13 protein-coding genes are annotated in these 15,865 nt (G+C 62.6%); 7 read left to right on the forward strand and 6 right to left on the reverse strand.

Annotated features, from left to right (window positions below):
• The first annotated feature begins 276 nt into the window (after positions 1–276).
• The 4 genes from AC1D0O_RS10410 (at position 277) to AC1D0O_RS10425 (ending at position 7,235) form a co-directional block, all read left to right on the forward strand.
• On the forward strand, positions 277–3,546 hold the full coding sequence (locus AC1D0O_RS10410; protein WP_477653449.1) for a LamG-like jellyroll fold domain-containing protein: 3,270 nt from the start codon (positions 277–279) through the stop codon (positions 3,544–3,546).
• Entirely contained in the window at positions 3,543–6,302 is a 2,760-nt protein-coding gene (locus tag AC1D0O_RS10415) for a DUF5615 family PIN-like protein (protein WP_477653450.1), read from the forward strand. The genes AC1D0O_RS10410 and AC1D0O_RS10415 overlap by 4 nt, the downstream gene beginning before the upstream one ends.
• A gap of 9 nt (positions 6,303–6,311) precedes the next feature.
• On the forward strand, positions 6,312–6,596 hold the full coding sequence (locus AC1D0O_RS10420; RefSeq protein WP_477653451.1) for a hypothetical protein: 285 nt from the start codon (positions 6,312–6,314) through the stop codon (positions 6,594–6,596).
• Between the two features lie 132 nt (positions 6,597–6,728).
• Positions 6,729–7,235: a hypothetical protein gene (locus AC1D0O_RS10425; RefSeq protein ID WP_477653452.1), complete on the forward strand. Its 507-nt coding sequence runs from the start codon at positions 6,729–6,731 to the stop codon at positions 7,233–7,235.
• 239 nt (positions 7,236–7,474) lie between these two features.
• On the opposite strand, the gene AC1D0O_RS10430 is transcribed toward AC1D0O_RS10425, so the two are convergent.
• From AC1D0O_RS10430 to AC1D0O_RS10455, 6 genes are all read right to left on the reverse strand, one after another.
• Positions 7,475–7,852 (reverse strand): VOC family protein, encoded by a 378-nt coding sequence (locus AC1D0O_RS10430; protein ID WP_477653453.1) that lies wholly within the window; start codon positions 7,850–7,852, stop codon positions 7,475–7,477.
• A 19-nt stretch (positions 7,853–7,871) separates the two neighbouring features.
• Positions 7,872–8,279, reverse strand: coding sequence for a hypothetical protein (locus AC1D0O_RS10435; protein WP_477653454.1), 408 nt, complete (start codon positions 8,277–8,279; stop codon positions 7,872–7,874).
• A gap of 97 nt (positions 8,280–8,376) precedes the next feature.
• On the reverse strand, positions 8,377–8,541 hold the full coding sequence (locus tag AC1D0O_RS10440) for a hypothetical protein (RefSeq protein WP_477653455.1): 165 nt from the start codon (positions 8,539–8,541) through the stop codon (positions 8,377–8,379).
• Positions 8,538–9,491, reverse strand: coding sequence for a DMT family transporter (locus AC1D0O_RS10445; RefSeq protein ID WP_477653456.1), 954 nt, complete (start codon positions 9,489–9,491; stop codon positions 8,538–8,540). The genes AC1D0O_RS10440 and AC1D0O_RS10445 overlap by 4 nt, the downstream gene beginning before the upstream one ends.
• Entirely contained in the window at positions 9,488–10,009 is a 522-nt protein-coding gene (locus AC1D0O_RS10450; protein WP_477653457.1) for a methylated-DNA--[protein]-cysteine S-methyltransferase, read from the reverse strand. Before AC1D0O_RS10450 ends, AC1D0O_RS10445 begins: the two co-directional genes overlap by 4 nt.
• A gap of 205 nt (positions 10,010–10,214) precedes the next feature.
• The gene (locus tag AC1D0O_RS10455; RefSeq protein ID WP_477653458.1) at positions 10,215–11,723 is read right to left on the reverse strand and encodes a DNA-3-methyladenine glycosylase 2 family protein; all 1,509 of its coding nucleotides are present in this window, start codon (positions 11,721–11,723) and stop codon (positions 10,215–10,217) included.
• Between the two features lie 255 nt (positions 11,724–11,978).
• Here AC1D0O_RS10455 and AC1D0O_RS10460 point away from each other — a divergent pair, with 255 nt between their 5' ends.
• The 3 genes from AC1D0O_RS10460 (at position 11,979) to AC1D0O_RS10470 (ending at position 15,821) form a co-directional block, all read left to right on the forward strand.
• A complete protein-coding gene (locus AC1D0O_RS10460) occupies positions 11,979–13,364 on the forward strand; it encodes a phosphomannomutase/phosphoglucomutase (protein WP_477653459.1) in 1,386 nt (461 codons plus the stop codon).
• A gap of 94 nt (positions 13,365–13,458) precedes the next feature.
• Complete coding sequence (gene waaC, locus AC1D0O_RS10465; protein WP_477653460.1) at positions 13,459–14,469, forward strand: lipopolysaccharide heptosyltransferase I; 1,011 nt, start codon at positions 13,459–13,461, stop codon at positions 14,467–14,469.
• Positions 14,466–15,821, forward strand: coding sequence for a 3-deoxy-D-manno-octulosonic acid transferase (locus tag AC1D0O_RS10470; protein WP_477653461.1), 1,356 nt, complete (start codon positions 14,466–14,468; stop codon positions 15,819–15,821). The genes waaC and AC1D0O_RS10470 overlap by 4 nt, the downstream gene beginning before the upstream one ends.
• Positions 15,822–15,865: the final 44 nt, after the last annotated feature.

The following is a 15,865-nucleotide window of genomic DNA, read 5'->3' on the forward strand; positions in this document are numbered from 1 at the left end:
CTTAGGGATTTTTACTGCAGATGGAGGATGACAAGCCTGGGCCCTCTCTCTAGACTGCGTGCACATTCGCTTGGCGAAAACGCATAAAGCGCAACAAGAAGAATCAACGAGGGATCTATGAGCTTGTTTCAATGGCTTGCGCCGGACTTGGCGCGGGTGGGGCGACTGCGTTCGTTCACGGCGGCAAATCTTCAGCCGCCACCCTCCATGGATGACAGCGCCAGGCTGTCTCTTCAATGCCTCCCATGCGAGGCGTCAAAAAATACAAAGGCAATCATGAAACCTCTCGCGCTGTTGTGCCTGGCCGCTGTCCGTGCCATCGTGCTGTTCGGTTGCCTGTCCGGCACAAATGCCTTTGCTTCTTTTCCGGCAACGGCTGATCCCAAGGTCTGCACCGTGGCTCCATGCTTTACGTACAGGTATGACTACAGCGCTTATGACAATACGTTCTTGACGACAGGCGAACAGTCCACGAGGCTAGCTGCGTGTGTGGCCGCTGCCGCTATGTACACCATCGGTAATTCACATTCGCCGTTTGTTCAGGGGTATACACAGCGTAACCCGCGTCTTGTTGGTGATGACTGTCTTGATGACGGCTATGACGCTCAAGGTGTCTTCTTTATGACCAATCATCGCGGGGCTGGCACACAGACCGGCGTTGCTCCGTCGGCTCCTGTCTATAGTTGTCCAGATCCCGCCCATACGACGCTGACCGGCTCTACCTGCACCTGCCACGCCGATTACCTGCAAAACGCCTATGGCAATGGATGCACTCCAGGAGGCGTGGGCGGCACGACCGTCGACATTCTTCATGCTACCAAAGCTTCAAGCTGCCCCTGGTGTGAAGGCAATCCCATCTACCCCCTGGTTGGCGGCAAGGTGGAGCCCGTCGTCACCGGCATGAGCGTGGGAGGCCAGCCGCTGGTCTTTACCTATGACAGCGCCAAGCAGGCGGCGGCGATCGCCGCGGGCAAGACCGCCAAGACTTTCGGCAACATGCCAGCGCTTGGTGGCCTGTGGGAAAGCAGCCTGCACCGCAACCTGGTGCTGGGAACCGGCGGCATGGGAGCGATCTTGTACCGCGGAAACGGCCATACGGTCAGCTTTCGTTATTCAGGCGGTGCCTACGTCGCCGATGCGGATGTCAATGGAACGTTCACGGCCATCTCCGGCGGCTATCGTTATGTCGATGCCAAGTCGCGCACTATTGAGACCTACAACGCCGCGGGCCAGCTCACCAGTTGGACGGATACGACCGGCAACACGCTGAGCTTCAGCTATAGCAGCGCAGTGAGCACAACGGCACCTGCGGCCGGCTATCTGCAGAAAGTTACCGACAACAATGGCCGCAGTCTGAGTTTTACCTATGCCTTGCCTGCCGGCGGGGTAGCCGCCACCGAAGGTGTGATTTCCAGCGTGATCGATTCCACGGGACGCACGACGCGAACCGACTTTGACAGCAACGGCAACCTAGCGCAGCTGACGTGGCCGGACACCAAGGTCCGGCAGTTCGTTTATGAAAATCCTTCCTTGCCTTGGGCGCTCACCGGTGTGGTTGACGAGCGCGGCATACGCTATTCAACATTTACCTATGACGCTGCCGGCCGAGCCTTGTCGACCGAGCATGCCGGCGGTGTTGATAAATTCTCTGTGAGCTATGGCACACCGCCGCAGGTGATCGCGACGCAAACTTACGATCCAGCGACCCAGCTCACCACCCGAACACATGAATGGCAGGCTCCTGCGGGCGTACAACTGACCCGGCCGAATGGGGAAACCATCAACGCCAGCAGCAGCAACGTGCTGGGCTATCCGCTGCCGACGGGTTTCTCGCAACCGGCAGGCTCCGGTAACGGGGCTTCCAACAATGCCTCCACCTTTGATGCCAGCGGCAACTTGACCTCTACCGACGACTTCAGCGGCCAGCGCAGCTGCTACGCCTATGACGGCAGCAATCGGGAGACCGTGCGGGTCGAGGGCTTGGCCACCACCGTGACCTGCGCCAGTGTCTTGCCCGGCGGCTCCACGCTGCCGGCCGGAAGCCGCAAGACTGAAACGACCTGGCACCCGGACTGGCGCCTGCCCATTAAAGTGAGCCAACCCCTGTTGAGTACCAGCAGGGTCTACCACGGCCAGCCCGATCCATTCAACAGCAACATCGTGGCTAACTGCACGACGGCACCCGCCTTGCCTAATGGCAAGGCCATGCCTCTGGTGTGCAAGCAGGTCGAGCAAGCTACCTTAAGCAGTGGAGCTATTGACCCAGCGGTCCCGGCACATACCACAACATTCACCTACGATGCCTCCGGCCGCATCCTCAGCAACACCGATGCGAACAATCGCACTACCAGCTATGCCTACTATCCCGGCACCAATTTCACCTTCAGTGGGGACCCGAGTTTTGACAAGGTCAGTTTGCTGCTGCACGGAGATGGCGCCAATGGGTCGACAGCTGTCGCAGATAGCAGTTTTCTTTCAAAACCGGTGATGGTTGTAGGTGATACGACCATTGCGGTCGCACAAAGCAGGTTTGGTGGCTCTTCGCTGCACTTTGATGGCGTGCGGGACTATGTGTACGTGCCATCCCACCCGTCGCTTTCCATGGGGGCAGCAGACTTCACCATTGAGATGTGGATTTACAAACTCTCAAGCAATCCCAACACATCGCGGTTTTGGAATCCGGATGGCCATCAAATATCAGATGTGCATCTTGGGCTTGCTGCAAATGGAAACCTGTGGAGTTACGGGACGTCAACCGGCACAAGTTGGGATGCCTGGGCATTTTCTACGGGTATTCCCATACCGGTCGGTGCGTGGACGCACGTGGCAGTTGTCAGGTCGGGCGGCACAGTGACCCTGTATGCCGATGGTATTGGGACAGTGATGACAAGCGCCTTGGGCACCACGGCTCTTTATGACGGCGGATACACACATGTGATTGGCGGCCAAGGCACGGGGCCTGATACGGGATTCAACGGCTACGTCGATGAGGTGCGCGTCACCAAAGGCGTGGCCCGCTACACGGCCAACTTCACGCCGCCAGCACAGGCATTTCCAGGTAGCGGTCTGATCATTGACCCAAATTCGGTCGGCCATACCGCGGGCGACCTGCAAAGTATCACTAACGCAGCAGGCCACGTGACCCAGTTCACCCAGTACGACGCAATGGGGCGCGTACTCCAGATGGTCGATCCCAAGGGCGTGGTCACCGACACGGCCTACACCCCACGCGGCTGGATCAGCAGCGTGACAGTGACGCCACCCGATGACACAGGCACCACCACAAGCTACACCTATGACAGCGCAGGCCAGCTCACCGCGGCGAGCCTGCCTGACGGAACAACGCTGGGCTATGGCTATGACGCCGCGCACCGCTTGACCAGCGTGACAGACGCCAAGGGCAACTCGGTGACCTACACCCTGGACAACACCGGCAACAAGACCGGCGAGCAGGTCAAGGACCCCTCAGGCAACCTGCAGAGAAACATCACGCGCGTCTACGACGCCCTGAACCGCGTGCAACAAGTCACGGGAGCGAGCAATTGAAAACACCCCAAACAAAGCGCGCCAGCAAAACCTTCACCGCCTGGCTGGCCGGCCTGGTCCTGCTGGCGACCATGGCAACGGCCATTGCGGCCACGCCTAGCACCACAACGCTGGGCAGCAGCGCCGGCACAGCCCCGGTCGGCCAGAGCATCACGCTGACGGCCACCATCACAGGCGCCAGCCCGACCGGCACCGTCACCTTCAAGGATGGCGGCGCCACCATTGGCAGCAGCGCCGTGACAGCCGATGTCGCCAGCCTGAGCACCAGCGCCCTGGCCCTGGGCAGCCATACCCTGAGCGCCGACTACGCAGGCGACACGAACAACGACCCGTCAACCTCGACCGGCATCAGCGTCGTCATCAACGCCGCCTCGCCTGGCCCTATGACCTGGCAATTCGGCTACGACGCCATGGGCAGGCCCACCACCGTGCTGGATCCCAATGGCCTGGCCAGCTACACCTACTACGACAGCCTGGGCCGGCCCATCCAGACCCAGCAGCCGGCCAACACCGGCAGTGCCACGCCCACGACCACCAGCTTTGCCTACAACGCCGCCGACGGCCTGACCCAGATCACCGACCCGCGCAACCTCAATACCACTTACAGTCCCAACGGCCTGGGCGACGTCACCGCGCAGACCAGCCCGGACACCGGGGCCAGCCAGTACACCTACGACGCCAAAGGCAACGTCCTCACCAAAACCGATGCCAGGGGCAAGCTCACCCAGTACACCTACGACAACATCGACCGCCTGACCCGCGCCCACTACGCCACCGGCACTGACAGCGTCTTTGAATACGACGGCGGCACCACCCCGATACCGGCGGCGACAGGTGAGCTCACCAAGATCACAGACGCTTCAGGGCAGGCCGTTTACAGCTACGACAGCCTGGGCCGCAGGATCTCCAAAACCCAGACCACCAACGGCAAAGCCTTCACCGTCGGCTATGCCTGGGGTCGCAGCGGAAGTGGGGGCGCGCTGGGTAAGCTGACGGCCATCACCTATCCGAGTGGAACCCGGGTTAATTACAGCTATGACGTCTATGGCGATGTTTCAGGTATCACCGTCAACCCGCCGAACGCCAATGGCGTGGGTACCAACACCGGCAGTACTCTGCCAATGCTGGGCACCATCACCCGCAATGCCGAAAGCAAAATCACGGGCTGGACCTGGGCCAGTACCAAGACTCAGGCGATTAGCTACGACGCCAATGGCCAGATCAGCGCTTACAACCTGGGCGACTCCACGAGCACCGGCGTTCGCCGCACTATCGTTCGCGATAGCGCGGGGCGTATCACGGGCTACACGCATGTGAGCAGCGGCGTTGCCGTTCCCGCGCTGGACCAGAATTTTGGCTACGACAACCTGAATCGCCTGATCAGCGCTACCCTGGGTAGCACCGCGATCCAGTACAGCTACGACGCCACGGGCAACCGAACGGCCAAGGTCGTTAGCGGAACCAGCTACCCCAACACCATCTCGGCCACCAGCAACAAGCTGACCCAGACCCAGGATGTGGGGGGCACGGCGACGGTGGTGCATGACGCGGCGGGCAATATCACGAGTGATGGGACCAATACCTATACCTATAGCGATCGAGGCCGATTGGCAACCATGACGAATGCCGGAGGCACGGTTACCTACAGCTATAACGCGTTGGAGATGCGGGTTAGCAAGACTGGCCCAACGGTCTTGGTGTCAACAGGCGCAAGCTACTACGTCTATGACGAATCGGGAAAGCTGCTTGGTGAATACGACGCCAACGGAGTTCCTGTTTACGAAACCATTTATATGGGTCTTCCGGTTGGGGTGATCAAGCAGACGGGAACGGCAGCGGCGAGCGACATCACGATCAACCTGTACAACGTCTCAACGGACCAGCTCGGTGCGCCGCGCATCATTACCCGCCAGAGTGATGAAGCCGTCGCCTGGCGCTGGGATTCGGCCGAAGCTTTTGGGGCCACGGCGCCGGACCAAAATCCAAGCGGTCTGGGGATCTTTAGCTTTAACCAGCGCCTGCCCGGTCAGGTGTTTGATGTCGAGAGCGGGCTGTTCCAGAATTGGAACCGCGAGTACAACCCGCGCATTGGGCGGTATATGCAGTCCGATCCCATCGGATTGACTGGTGGCATCAATACCTTCAGCTATGTTTCGGGTAACCCGTTGGGGGCAAGCGATCCAAGTGGTCTCTATGAAAGTCACTGGTTACTCAGGGCCGTGGTACCCGGCCAAGTTGCTTACGACAACGCGATAACTGCGATTGAAAATGGCAATTATGGTGCGGCCGCCGTGGGTCTAGGTACCATGCTGGGTGAGCAAGTAGTGACCGCCATGAGCTTTGGATTGAGTCGTGCGACAGGAATGGCAGTGCAACAATGCGAAGTAAATGTTGCAAAGACAACGGCTGCTAGCAACCTAGCAAGCACGTTGTCGCGACTTTCTTTGCAGAAGGCAGGGTTCGCCAGTAAAGGTGTGCCAATCATCCTTGACGAGAACTTGTCAGCAAAGGGGTTGGCTGAAGCGTTGCGCGCTCAAGGCTACAACGTAAGAACGGTAGTAGAAATATTCGGCCAAAGCGGAATTAAGGACCCCGTCATTCGTCAGTTTGCTGAAAGCGTTGGCGCTCGAGTTCTGACCGCTGATCGCGGACGGCAAATTGGGGAAGGATTTGGTCAACTCGCTATCAACGTTTCTGGACGCGTTGGCACGAGCGCGACATCCGTTGCGCGCATACTAGCTGAAGCTTTGAAATAGGAGAAGTCGATGAGCGATATCAGATCCCCTTCCAATAACGGCGCAGGTACACGCTGGCGAATTCTTTCCAGCAGTGGTTCGGATGCAGTCGAGATCGAAAACAAGGGGGTCTTTGACGAACTTGTTTTAGATGATTGGTTTCACATAGAACATATGGAAGAGCGGCAGTGGTGGCTGCGCGTGGGAGACGCGAGACTTTGGGTCTCAATTGATGAAGCCGGAAAGACGCAGGTTGATATCGAGAGAGGCTACTATGCGGAAATTAATGGGGAAACAAAAAGTCTCGATGAGTAGTCGTGTCGGTTTTCCTTAAAGTGCGTCATTGTTTCCGATTAGCCAAGTGGCCAGCTTCGGCGTAGGGATGGCGCTTATTGGCATTGACCTCCTGCGTGCCTGCGCTCAGCGTGCCGCTGGAGCTACGACGCCATGGGCAGGCCCACCACGGTGCTGGATCCCAATGGCCTGGCCAGCTACACCTACTACGACAGCCTGGGCCGGCCCATCCAGACCCAGCAGCCGGCCAACACCGGCAGTGCCACGCCCACGACCACCAGCTTTGCCTACAACGCCGCCGACGGCCTGACCCAGATCACCGACCCGCGCAACCTCAATACCACTTACAGCCCCAATGGCCTGGGTGATGTCGCCGCCCAGACCAGCCCCGACACAGGCGCCAGCCAGTACACCTACGACGCCAAAGGCAACGTCCTCACCAAAACCGATGCCAGGGGAAAGCTCACCCAGTACACCTACGACAACATCGACCGCCTGACCCGCGCCCACTACGCCACCGGCACTGACAGCGTCTTTGAATACGACGGCGGCACCACCCCGATACCGGCGGCGACAGGTGAGCTCACCAAGATCACAGACGCTTCAGGGCAGGCTGTGGATTTCCGCGCTTGTTTGATCCGTTTTTCCATCGAACGCTGAGCCATTGGTGAAGCCCCTTTGCACAAGGCAGGACATTCACATTTCGGGGTTGAGATAGGGTCAGGCTGCTGTGAAAAAAGCGGGTCACTTTGACGTGAAACTCAACAAGCAGAGTTTTTCCGCTTCAGAGGCCACCGGGTGCCTCTTCGTAATCGCTGTCGCTGCATTTCTAGGGCTCTGGTTTCTCTACGTGTGCTCGCAAGTGCTTGTTGGATATGCAAGTAGCATGTGCCCGGTGTTCAGGCCTCAGGTTCGTGGCAGACCACCTCGATGTTGTGCCCGTCCGGACCAATGACAAAAGCCGCATAGTAGTTCGCGTGGTAATGCGGGCGCAGGCCGGGCGCGCCATTGTCTTTGCCGCCCGCCTCCAGGGCCGCGCGATAGAAAGCGTCGACTTGCCGGCGATTCTCGGCCATGAATGCCAGGTGAAGATGCGCCGGCTTCTCCCCGGTCTGGAACAGGCATAAAGAAGCCTTGGCCTTTGGGCTACTCAGCTCGACGCCGTAGGCCGGCGTCCCCTCCGAGGCAACAGTCACGCCAAGCGGCTCAAGTGCCTTGAGGAAGAAGGCTTTGCTCACTGCATAGTCGCTGACGCCGAATTTGACGTGGTCAAACATGGGTTCTCCTGAGCAGGCCTCACATCACGAGACAAAAGTGGAACTGGTCCGCCTCTTTCTCTGCCTCGGATACTTTGGCCAGGCAGTCTTCAAGCTCCTCAATGAGCCCGGGGCGCAGCTTTTCCTTGATGCCTTTGACTTCGCCCGATTTCAAACGCTCGACGATCTTTGTGAGCGAAGGCAAGGCATCCGCAGGTGCAAACCACTTTTCGTTCTCGGCGATCCACGACTCGGGGAGCTTTTCCTCGGAAAAGTTGTACTGCATGTCGGTGGTGTCGATGAAGTCCGACAGCACACGCACGCCCAGGCTTTTGGCGAGTTCATCGAGTGCTTCAGAGGCCTTGCAAAAAAGCGAATGGTCGTAGTCGTCGCCTGAATCATCGGTGCCGACCCTGGACTTTCTGCGGACCCAGATGGTGTCGCTCATGCCTTCCTCCGTGGTGTGTGGGTATCGAATCCCGCCAATATATCCCCGAAATGGACCGGCAGCGGCACTGCAATGCAGCAGTGCCGTCACGCTGCATTTACAGCTGAACCAGCTGCTTCTTGAGCGCCATCTTTTCCTTCTTGCGCAGGCTCGCTTCAGACTTGCGGTGCGAGCCGGCCTTGCGCTGCGCCGCGGGCGCCACCAGCGGGTTGCGCGGCTTGGGCGCGGTCAGCTTGAGTTTGGTCTTGCGGGCTGAGGTCATGCCTTCTGCTGTTCAGCTTTGCGGCCCAGCTTGAGCAGCCCGGTCGACAGCGCGGTGCCGATCACAATCACCACGGCGCAGATCACCATCCAGGCCGTCACGTGCTCTCCGAGGAAGAGCACGCCGTAGATCACGGCAAACACGGGCACCAGGAAGGTGACCGACAGCGCGCGCGGCGGGCCGGCGTTTTCGATCAGGCGGAAGAACAAAATATAGGCCAGCCCGGTGCAGACCACGCCGACGGCCAGCAGCGCCAGCCAGGCATGCGCGCCCGGCATCTGCGCGGGCCACAGCCAGGCGGCGGGCAGGGCCAGGCCCAGGGTCGCGCCTATCTGGCTGCCGGCGGCCGTCACCAGCGGCGGCATGCCCGTCAGGTAGCGTTTGGTATAGCTGGCCGAGATGCCGTAGCAGATGCAGGCAAACAGGCAGGCCAGCACGGCCCAGCCGGGCGCCACGCCCGAGGCGTCGGGCTTGAAGGTGGCCTTGTCCCAGGCCAGCATGGCGACGCCGGCAAAACCGACGATGAGGCCCAGGATGCGCGAGGCATTGGGTTTGTCCTTGAGCCACAGCCAGGCGATCAGCGCGCCGAACATGGGCACGGTGGCGTTGAGAATCGCCGACAGGCCGGTGGTGATGGACAGCAGCGCGAAGGAAAAGCAGGCAAAAGGAATGCCCGAGTTGAGGATGCCGATGAGGAAAATTTTCTTCCAGCTTTTCTTCAGTTCGGGCAGCAGCCCGCGCAGCCACACGATGGGCAGCAAGAACAGCGCGGCGATGCCCACGCGCACGGCGGCGGTCGGCAGTGGGCCGAACTCCACCGTGCTGATACGCATGAACAGAAAGGACGAGCCCCAGATGGCGGCCAGCATCACAAAATCGGCGGCCCAGCTTTTGGGTTGAGTGGCGGCCGCGCCCAGGGGCGCGGCGATACCGGAAGGACTGGAACTCACAGCATGCTCTCCTGTAGTGCGCCTTCGAGTTTAAGCAAAGCGGTCTTGCGGTGCAGGCCGCCGGCGTAGCCGGTGAGCGAACCATCGGAGCCCAGCACGCGGTGGCAGGGCACGATGACGCTGACCGGGTTGCGCCCGACCGCCGCGCCGACGGCGCGCACCGCTGCGGGTTTCCCGATGTTCTGGCTGACCTGGCCGTAGCTCAGGGTGCCGCCTTGCGGGATGGCCAGCAAGGCCTGCCACACCGACTGCTGGAAGGCCGTGCCATGGCCCAGGTCCAGCGGCAGGTCGAACTCGGTGCGCGTGCCGGCATAGTATTCGGTGAGTTGCTGGATGGTTTTTTTAAGCACCGGATGCTCCGGGTCTTCGCGCCACACATAGGGTTTCACGAGCTGCGGCGGCAGGTGGCGCTGGCCTGCGAACCAGGTGCCGGCCAGGCCCTTGTCGGTGGCGGCAATGATCATTTCGCCCAGGGGGCTGTGGAAGGTTGTCTGAACGATGGAGTTGTCGAATTTCATCTGGGTCACCTTTTGAATGGTTTCGAGTGTCTGCCTTATCAGGTCTTTTCCAGTCCTGATCAGGCTGCTTTGGCTGTCCTTGTCTCTTCGCGGGCAAAGGCTGGCTCGATCATTCAGCGGCGATGTTCGCGCCTGGGCGCTGTACCGTCCAATGAAATCGAGGCGCCGCATTCATTCCGCCCGCGCATGAATGACTGTCGCGCCGTCAGCCGGGGCGCTCCAGCGTTCCGCTCCAGGCGCGTATCACCGCGTAACTGCGCCAGGGTTTCCAGGCCGCCGAGGCGAGTTCGGCTTCCCGTGCCGGGTTCTTCAGGCCCTGCACGCCCAGGGCCTTGTGCAACGCCACGTCGCCCGCCGGAAAGGCGTCGGGCCAGCGCAGCGCGCGCATGGCGATGTACTGCGCGGTCCAGTCGCCTATGCCGGGCAATTCTTTCAGCGTGGCCAGCGTGGCGCTGACGTCGGCGCCGCTGTGCAGCTGCAGGCGCTTGTCGGCCACGGCCTGCGCGATGCCCACGATCGCGGCTTGCCGTTGTTTGACGATGCCCAGTTGCCCCAGCGCGTCGCCGCTGGCGGCGGCCAGCACGGCCGGCGCGGGGAAGAGGCGTGTCAGCTTGGGCCACGGCGTTTCGATGGGCTCGCCGAAACGATCCACCATGCGCTGCGCCAGGGTGCGCGCGGCGGCCACGGTAATCTGCTGGCCCAGCACGGCGCGCACCGCGAGTTCGTAGCCGTCGAGTGCGCCCGGCACGCGCAGGCCGTCGCCTTCGGGGAAGGCGTCGTGCAGCACGCTGTTGATGGCGGTCGGGTCGGCGTCCAGATCGAAGGTGGTGCGCGCGCGGCGTATCACCAGCGGCAGCACCTCGCGCAGCGAGTCGCTCACGCGCAGCACCAGGCGCGAACGATCCTCTTCAAAACCAGCCAGCAACCAGCCGGTGTACAGCTTGCCGCCGGATTCAATGCCCAGGGTCCGGCCCAGGCAGGGCAGGTCCGCCTCGGTATCGATGAACTCGATGGCGCTGATGCAGCGCTTGCTGAAGAAGGCCAGCATGGCCTGCACGTCGTAGGGCGGGCGGTAGCCCAGCCGTATGGTCGCGCCTTCGCCGACCTCGCCGCTGCGCGCGGCCCCCTGGCGCCGCAGCTGCGTGGGGTTGAGCTTGTAATGCTCGACAAAAGCGGCGTTGAAGCGGCGCACACTGGCAAAGCCGCTGATCAGCGCGATCTGCGTGATCGGCAGGTTGGTGTCGGCCAGCAGCTGCTTGGCGGTGTGCAGCCTGTGCGTCTGCAAATACTGCATGGGCGAGACGCCGAACTGCGCCTCGAAGATGCGCCGCACATGGCGGTCGCTCACGCCCAGCCGGGCGGCGAGTTTTTCGACAGAGGGCGCTTCGCCGGCCCAGACCTCGGGCTCGTCGAGCAGCCGGGCCGCCTGGTGCGCCAGGATGTAGGAAGCGTCCTGGATGGACCACACCACCGAGTGCGGCGCCAGCTCGGGCCGGCAGCGCAGGCAGGGGCGGAAGCCGGCGTTCTCGGCCTGCGCCGCATGATGGAAGAAACGGCAGTTCTCGCGCTTGGGCGTTTTCACGCTGCAGACCGGGCGGCAGTAGATGCCGGTGGAGGTCACGCCGGTGAAAAAGCTGCCGTCGAAACGCGCGTCCCGCGCCTTCAGGGCGAGGTAGCAGTCGTTGTCGACAAGAGGGGTGTTTTCGCGGTCCATGGAAGAAATGATACGCCGCTGGCCGGTTTCGACTGGCCGTTTTCGGACATGTCCCTGAGCCCGCCGCGGACCCTCTTTTTGGCGGGTTTCCGGCTTCCAGGGAAGTCCGCAATAGTCTGAACGGACTGGCCGGAAACGGCTGCCGCCTACAGGAAGCGGCAGGGCCGCCACCTACAATGAAACTCGCTTCTCCGGGCCATCGTCATCCATCGTTGAGCCCATTCCCGTACATCCAGGAACCAGGAACCGCAGCCGATGCAAATCAATCCGTCCATCTTCAAGGCCTATGACATACGCGGCGTCGTGCCGTCCACCATCCATGAAGCGATGGCCGAGGCCCTGGGCAAGGCCTTTGGCATGGCGGCGCTGGCGGAGGGCGAAAAAGCCGTGGCCGTGGGCCGCGACGGCCGGCTCAGCGGGCCTTCGCTCAGCGCGGCGCTGATGCGCGGCCTGGCCGCCACGGGCATCGAGGTGATCGACGTGGGCATGGTGACCACGCCCATGCTGTACTTTGCAGCCAGCACGCTGGCCGGATCCGGCATACAGGTCACGGGCAGCCACAACCCCAAGGACTACAACGGCTTCAAGATGGTGCTGGCCGGGCGCGCGATCTACGGCGAGGAGATTCAGGCGCTGCGCCGCGTCATCGAGGGCGACAAGTGGGTGCTGCCCGCGCAGGGCGGGACCATCCGCCAGGTCGACGTGGGCACGGCCTACCGCGACCGCATCGTCTCGGGCATCAAGCTGGAACGCCCGATGAAGATCGTCGTCGATTCCGGCAACGGCATTGCCGGCGCGTCGGCGCCCGCCATCTTTCGCGCGCTGGGCTGCGAAGTCACCGAGCTGTTCAGCGAAGTGGACGGCAACTTTCCCAACCACCATCCCGACCCGAGCAAGCCCGAAAACCTACAGGACCTGATCAAGGCCTTGCAAAGCGGCGACGCCGAACTGGGCCTGGCCTTTGACGGCGACGGCGATCGCCTGGGTATCGTCACCAAGGACGGCCAGAACATCTACCCCGACCGGCAGATGATGCTGTTCGCGCGCGACGTGCTGTCGCGCGTGCCGGGTGCGACGATTTTGTTCGACGTCAAATGCTCGCAGCGCCTGGCGCCCGAGATCGAGGCCGCCGGCGGCGTGCCCATGATGTACAAGACGGGCCATTCGCTGATCAAGGCCAGGATGAAAGAAGTCGATTCGCCGCTGGGCGGCGAGATGAGCGGCCATATCTTCTTCAAGGAGCGCTGGTACGGTTTTGACGACGGCACCTATGCCGGTGCGCGCCTGCTGGAAATCCTGAGCCGCGTGCCGGATGCCGGCATTGTGCTGAACGCCTTGCCGACCAGCTTCAGCACGCCTGAACTCAATGTGGCCTGCAAGGAAGGCGAGCCGCATACGGTGGTGGAAGCCTTGATCAAGTTCGCGAAATTTCCGGCGCCCGCAAAAATCTCGACGATTGATGGCGTGCGCGTTGACTGGCCCGACGGCTTTGGCCTTATACGCGCCTCCAACACCACGCCGGTGCTGGTGCTGCGCTTTGAAGGCCACACCCAGGCGGCGATGGAGCGCATCGAGGCCGACATGCTGACTTTATTGCGCAGCGTGAAGCCGGACGCCAGCCTCGCGGCAGCCGCGCATTGAGGGATTGAGGGCGGTCATTTAGCCTTTTTTCGGCTTTCCCCGTCCAAGGGGCGTTCTGCGGTGAAAATCAGCGTTTTTGCCTTTCGCCGCTTTAATGAAAATTCTCCTGGTCAAGCTCTCGTCCCTGGGCGATGTGGTGCACACCCTGCCCGTGGTGCAGGACATACGCGCCGCATTCCCCGAAGCGCAGATTGACTGGGTGGTGGAAAAGGCGTTTGCCCCCTTGCTGGCGCGTTGCGAGGGCCTGCAGCGCGTGATTCCCTGCGAGATACGGCGCTGGCGCAAATCCTTCTGGACGGCCGCCACGCGGCAGGAATGGCGCGCTTTCAGGGCCGAGCTGCAGCGGGAGGCGTATGACGCCGTCATCGACCTGCAGGGCCTGACCAAGTCCGCGCTGGTGGCGCGGCTGGCCCGGCTGGCGCCCGGCGGCAAACGTTATGCGCTGGCTAACCAGACCGACGGCTCGGGTTACGAGGCGCCCACGCGCTGGGTGGCCGATGTGGCGGTTGCCGTCGAGCCGCACATCCATGCGGTGCGGCGTTCGCGCGAACTGGCGGCGCGCGCCTTGGGCTACAGCTTTGCGGCCGCCACGCACTTTGGCCTGAAGCTGCCCGCGGCGCCCGCAAAAACCAGCCACGAATTTCCCAAGGGCCGCATCGCTTTTGTCCACGGCACCTCGCGCGCCGACAAGGAATGGCCGCTCAGCCACTGGGTCGCATTGGGCCAGCGCCTGAACACGGCGGGTTACCAGGTCATATTGCCGCACGGCAATGCCGCCGAGCAGGGCACCAGCCTGGCGATTGCCGAGGCGCTCAACAGTACCTCGCCGGACTCGGCAGTGGTGCTGCGTCTGTTGCCGCTCGATGCACTGACCGAAGAGCTCGCGCACTGCACAGGCGTGATCGGCGTGGACAGTGGCGTGAGCCACATCGCCGTCGCGCTGGACCTGCCGCATGTGCAGATCTACAACTTCGACACGGCCTGGCGCACCGGGCCCGATACCCGGGGCGGCCGGCAGCTCAGCGTGTTCGCGCAGCCGGCACCCGGCGTCGAGGACGTCTGGCAGGCCTGGCTGGCCTGCAGCGCGGCCGGGGCCGCCGCATGAGCGCCCTGGCCCTGACGCTTTATTCGCTGCTGATGTGGTGCGGGCAGCCGCTGCTGCGCCGCAAGCTGGCACGCCGTGGCAAGCAGGAGCCCGGCTACCTGGAGGGGATCGAAGAGCGCTTTGGCCGCTATGCTCAGCCGGCTGAAACCAGCTCCGAGCTCATCTGGGTGCATGCCGTGTCGCTGGGCGAAACCCGTACCGCCGCCATGCTGCTCAAAGCGCTGCGCGCGCGCCACCCAGGCCTGCGCATATTGCTCACGCACGGCACCGCCACCGGGCGCGCCGAGGGCGTGGCCCTGCTGCAGCCGGGCGACGTGCAGGTCTGGCAGCCCTGGGACAGCCCGGGCGCGGTGGCCCGCTTCCTTGAGCACTTCAAGCCGCGGCTGGGGCTGTTGATGGAAACCGAGGTCTGGCCCAATCTCGTGGCGGCCGCGAAAGCGCGTGCGATTCCCCTGGTGCTGGCCAACGGCAGGCTGTCCGAAAAATCCCTGCAAAAAGCGCTGAGGATGTCGCTGCTGTCGCTGCCGGCCTATGCCGCTCTCTCGGCGGTGTATGCGCAGACGGACGAGGACGCGCGCCGCTTTCGCCGGGCCGGCGCGGCGGTGGCCGGCGTGTTTGGCAACCTGAAGTTCGATGCCGCCGCTGACGATGCCCAACAGGAAAAGGGCAAGACCTGGCGCCGCGCGCTGGCGCAGCCGGTGCTGATGTTCGCCAGCTCGCGTGAAGGCGAAGAGGCGCTTTTCTTGAAGGAAATAAGTGCCGTGGCCCAGTCCGAACGCGCACAGGTCCAGGCGGAGGCGCCGCACGCGGAGGTTGAAGGAACAGGAAGCCGTTTCAAGGTGCTGCTGGTGCCGCGCCACCCGCAGCGCTTCAATGAGGTCGAGGCACTGGTGTTGCAGCACGGCCTGCGCGTATCGCGCCGCTCCGGCTGGGACGATGCCGCCGGCGGCCCGGCGGCCGATGCTGCGCAGCAAGCCGATGTCTGGCTCGGTGACTCGCTCGGCGAGATGGCGCTGTATTTTTCGATGAGCGACGTCGCCTTGCTGGGCGGCAGCTTCGCGCCGCTGGGCGGGCAGAACCTGATCGAGGCGGCCGCCTGCGGCTGCCCGGTGGTGATGGGCCCCCACACCTTCAATTTCACCGAAGCCGCCGAACTCGCTGTGGAAGCCGGCGCGGCGAAGCGCGTGGTGGACATGGAGCAGGGCGTGCGCGCCGCTCGCAAGTGGATGGACAGGCCAGACGCGCGCGCCGCGGCCGTGGCGGCGGGGCTGGCTTTTGCCGACCATAACCGGGGTGCTACCGCGAAGACGGTGGATGCGCTGGAAGGTTTTTTGGCGGCGCCTGCGAGATAGGGCCGCGACGCAGGCCTCAGGCGAGTGAGCTTGCGTGGACGTTC

The sequence above is a fragment of the Polaromonas sp. P1_F2 genome, assembly GCF_056405735.1.

Bases quoted from the DNA above. Each gene is read 5' to 3' on its own strand.
- waaC (WP_477653460.1), top strand. From the start codon at position 13,459: ATGAAAATTCTCCTGGTCAAGCTCTCGTCCCTGGGCGATGTGGTGCAC.
- AC1D0O_RS10470 (WP_477653461.1), top strand. From the start codon at position 14,466: ATGAGCGCCCTGGCCCTGACGCTTTATTCGCTGCTGATGTGGTGCGGG.
- AC1D0O_RS10410 (WP_477653449.1), top strand. From the start codon at position 277: ATGAAACCTCTCGCGCTGTTGTGCCTGGCCGCTGTCCGTGCCATCGTG.
- AC1D0O_RS10425 (WP_477653452.1), top strand. From the start codon at position 6,729: ATGGGCAGGCCCACCACGGTGCTGGATCCCAATGGCCTGGCCAGCTAC.
- AC1D0O_RS10430 (WP_477653453.1), bottom strand. From the start codon at position 7,852: ATGTTTGACCACGTCAAATTCGGCGTCAGCGACTATGCAGTGAGCAAA.
- AC1D0O_RS10420 (WP_477653451.1), top strand. From the start codon at position 6,312: ATGAGCGATATCAGATCCCCTTCCAATAACGGCGCAGGTACACGCTGG.
- AC1D0O_RS10440 (WP_477653455.1), bottom strand. From the start codon at position 8,541: ATGACCTCAGCCCGCAAGACCAAACTCAAGCTGACCGCGCCCAAGCCG.
- AC1D0O_RS10435 (WP_477653454.1), bottom strand. From the start codon at position 8,279: ATGAGCGACACCATCTGGGTCCGCAGAAAGTCCAGGGTCGGCACCGAT.
- AC1D0O_RS10450 (WP_477653457.1), bottom strand. From the start codon at position 10,009: ATGAAATTCGACAACTCCATCGTTCAGACAACCTTCCACAGCCCCCTG.
- AC1D0O_RS10460 (WP_477653459.1), top strand. From the start codon at position 11,979: ATGCAAATCAATCCGTCCATCTTCAAGGCCTATGACATACGCGGCGTC.
- AC1D0O_RS10455 (WP_477653458.1), bottom strand. From the start codon at position 11,723: ATGGACCGCGAAAACACCCCTCTTGTCGACAACGACTGCTACCTCGCC.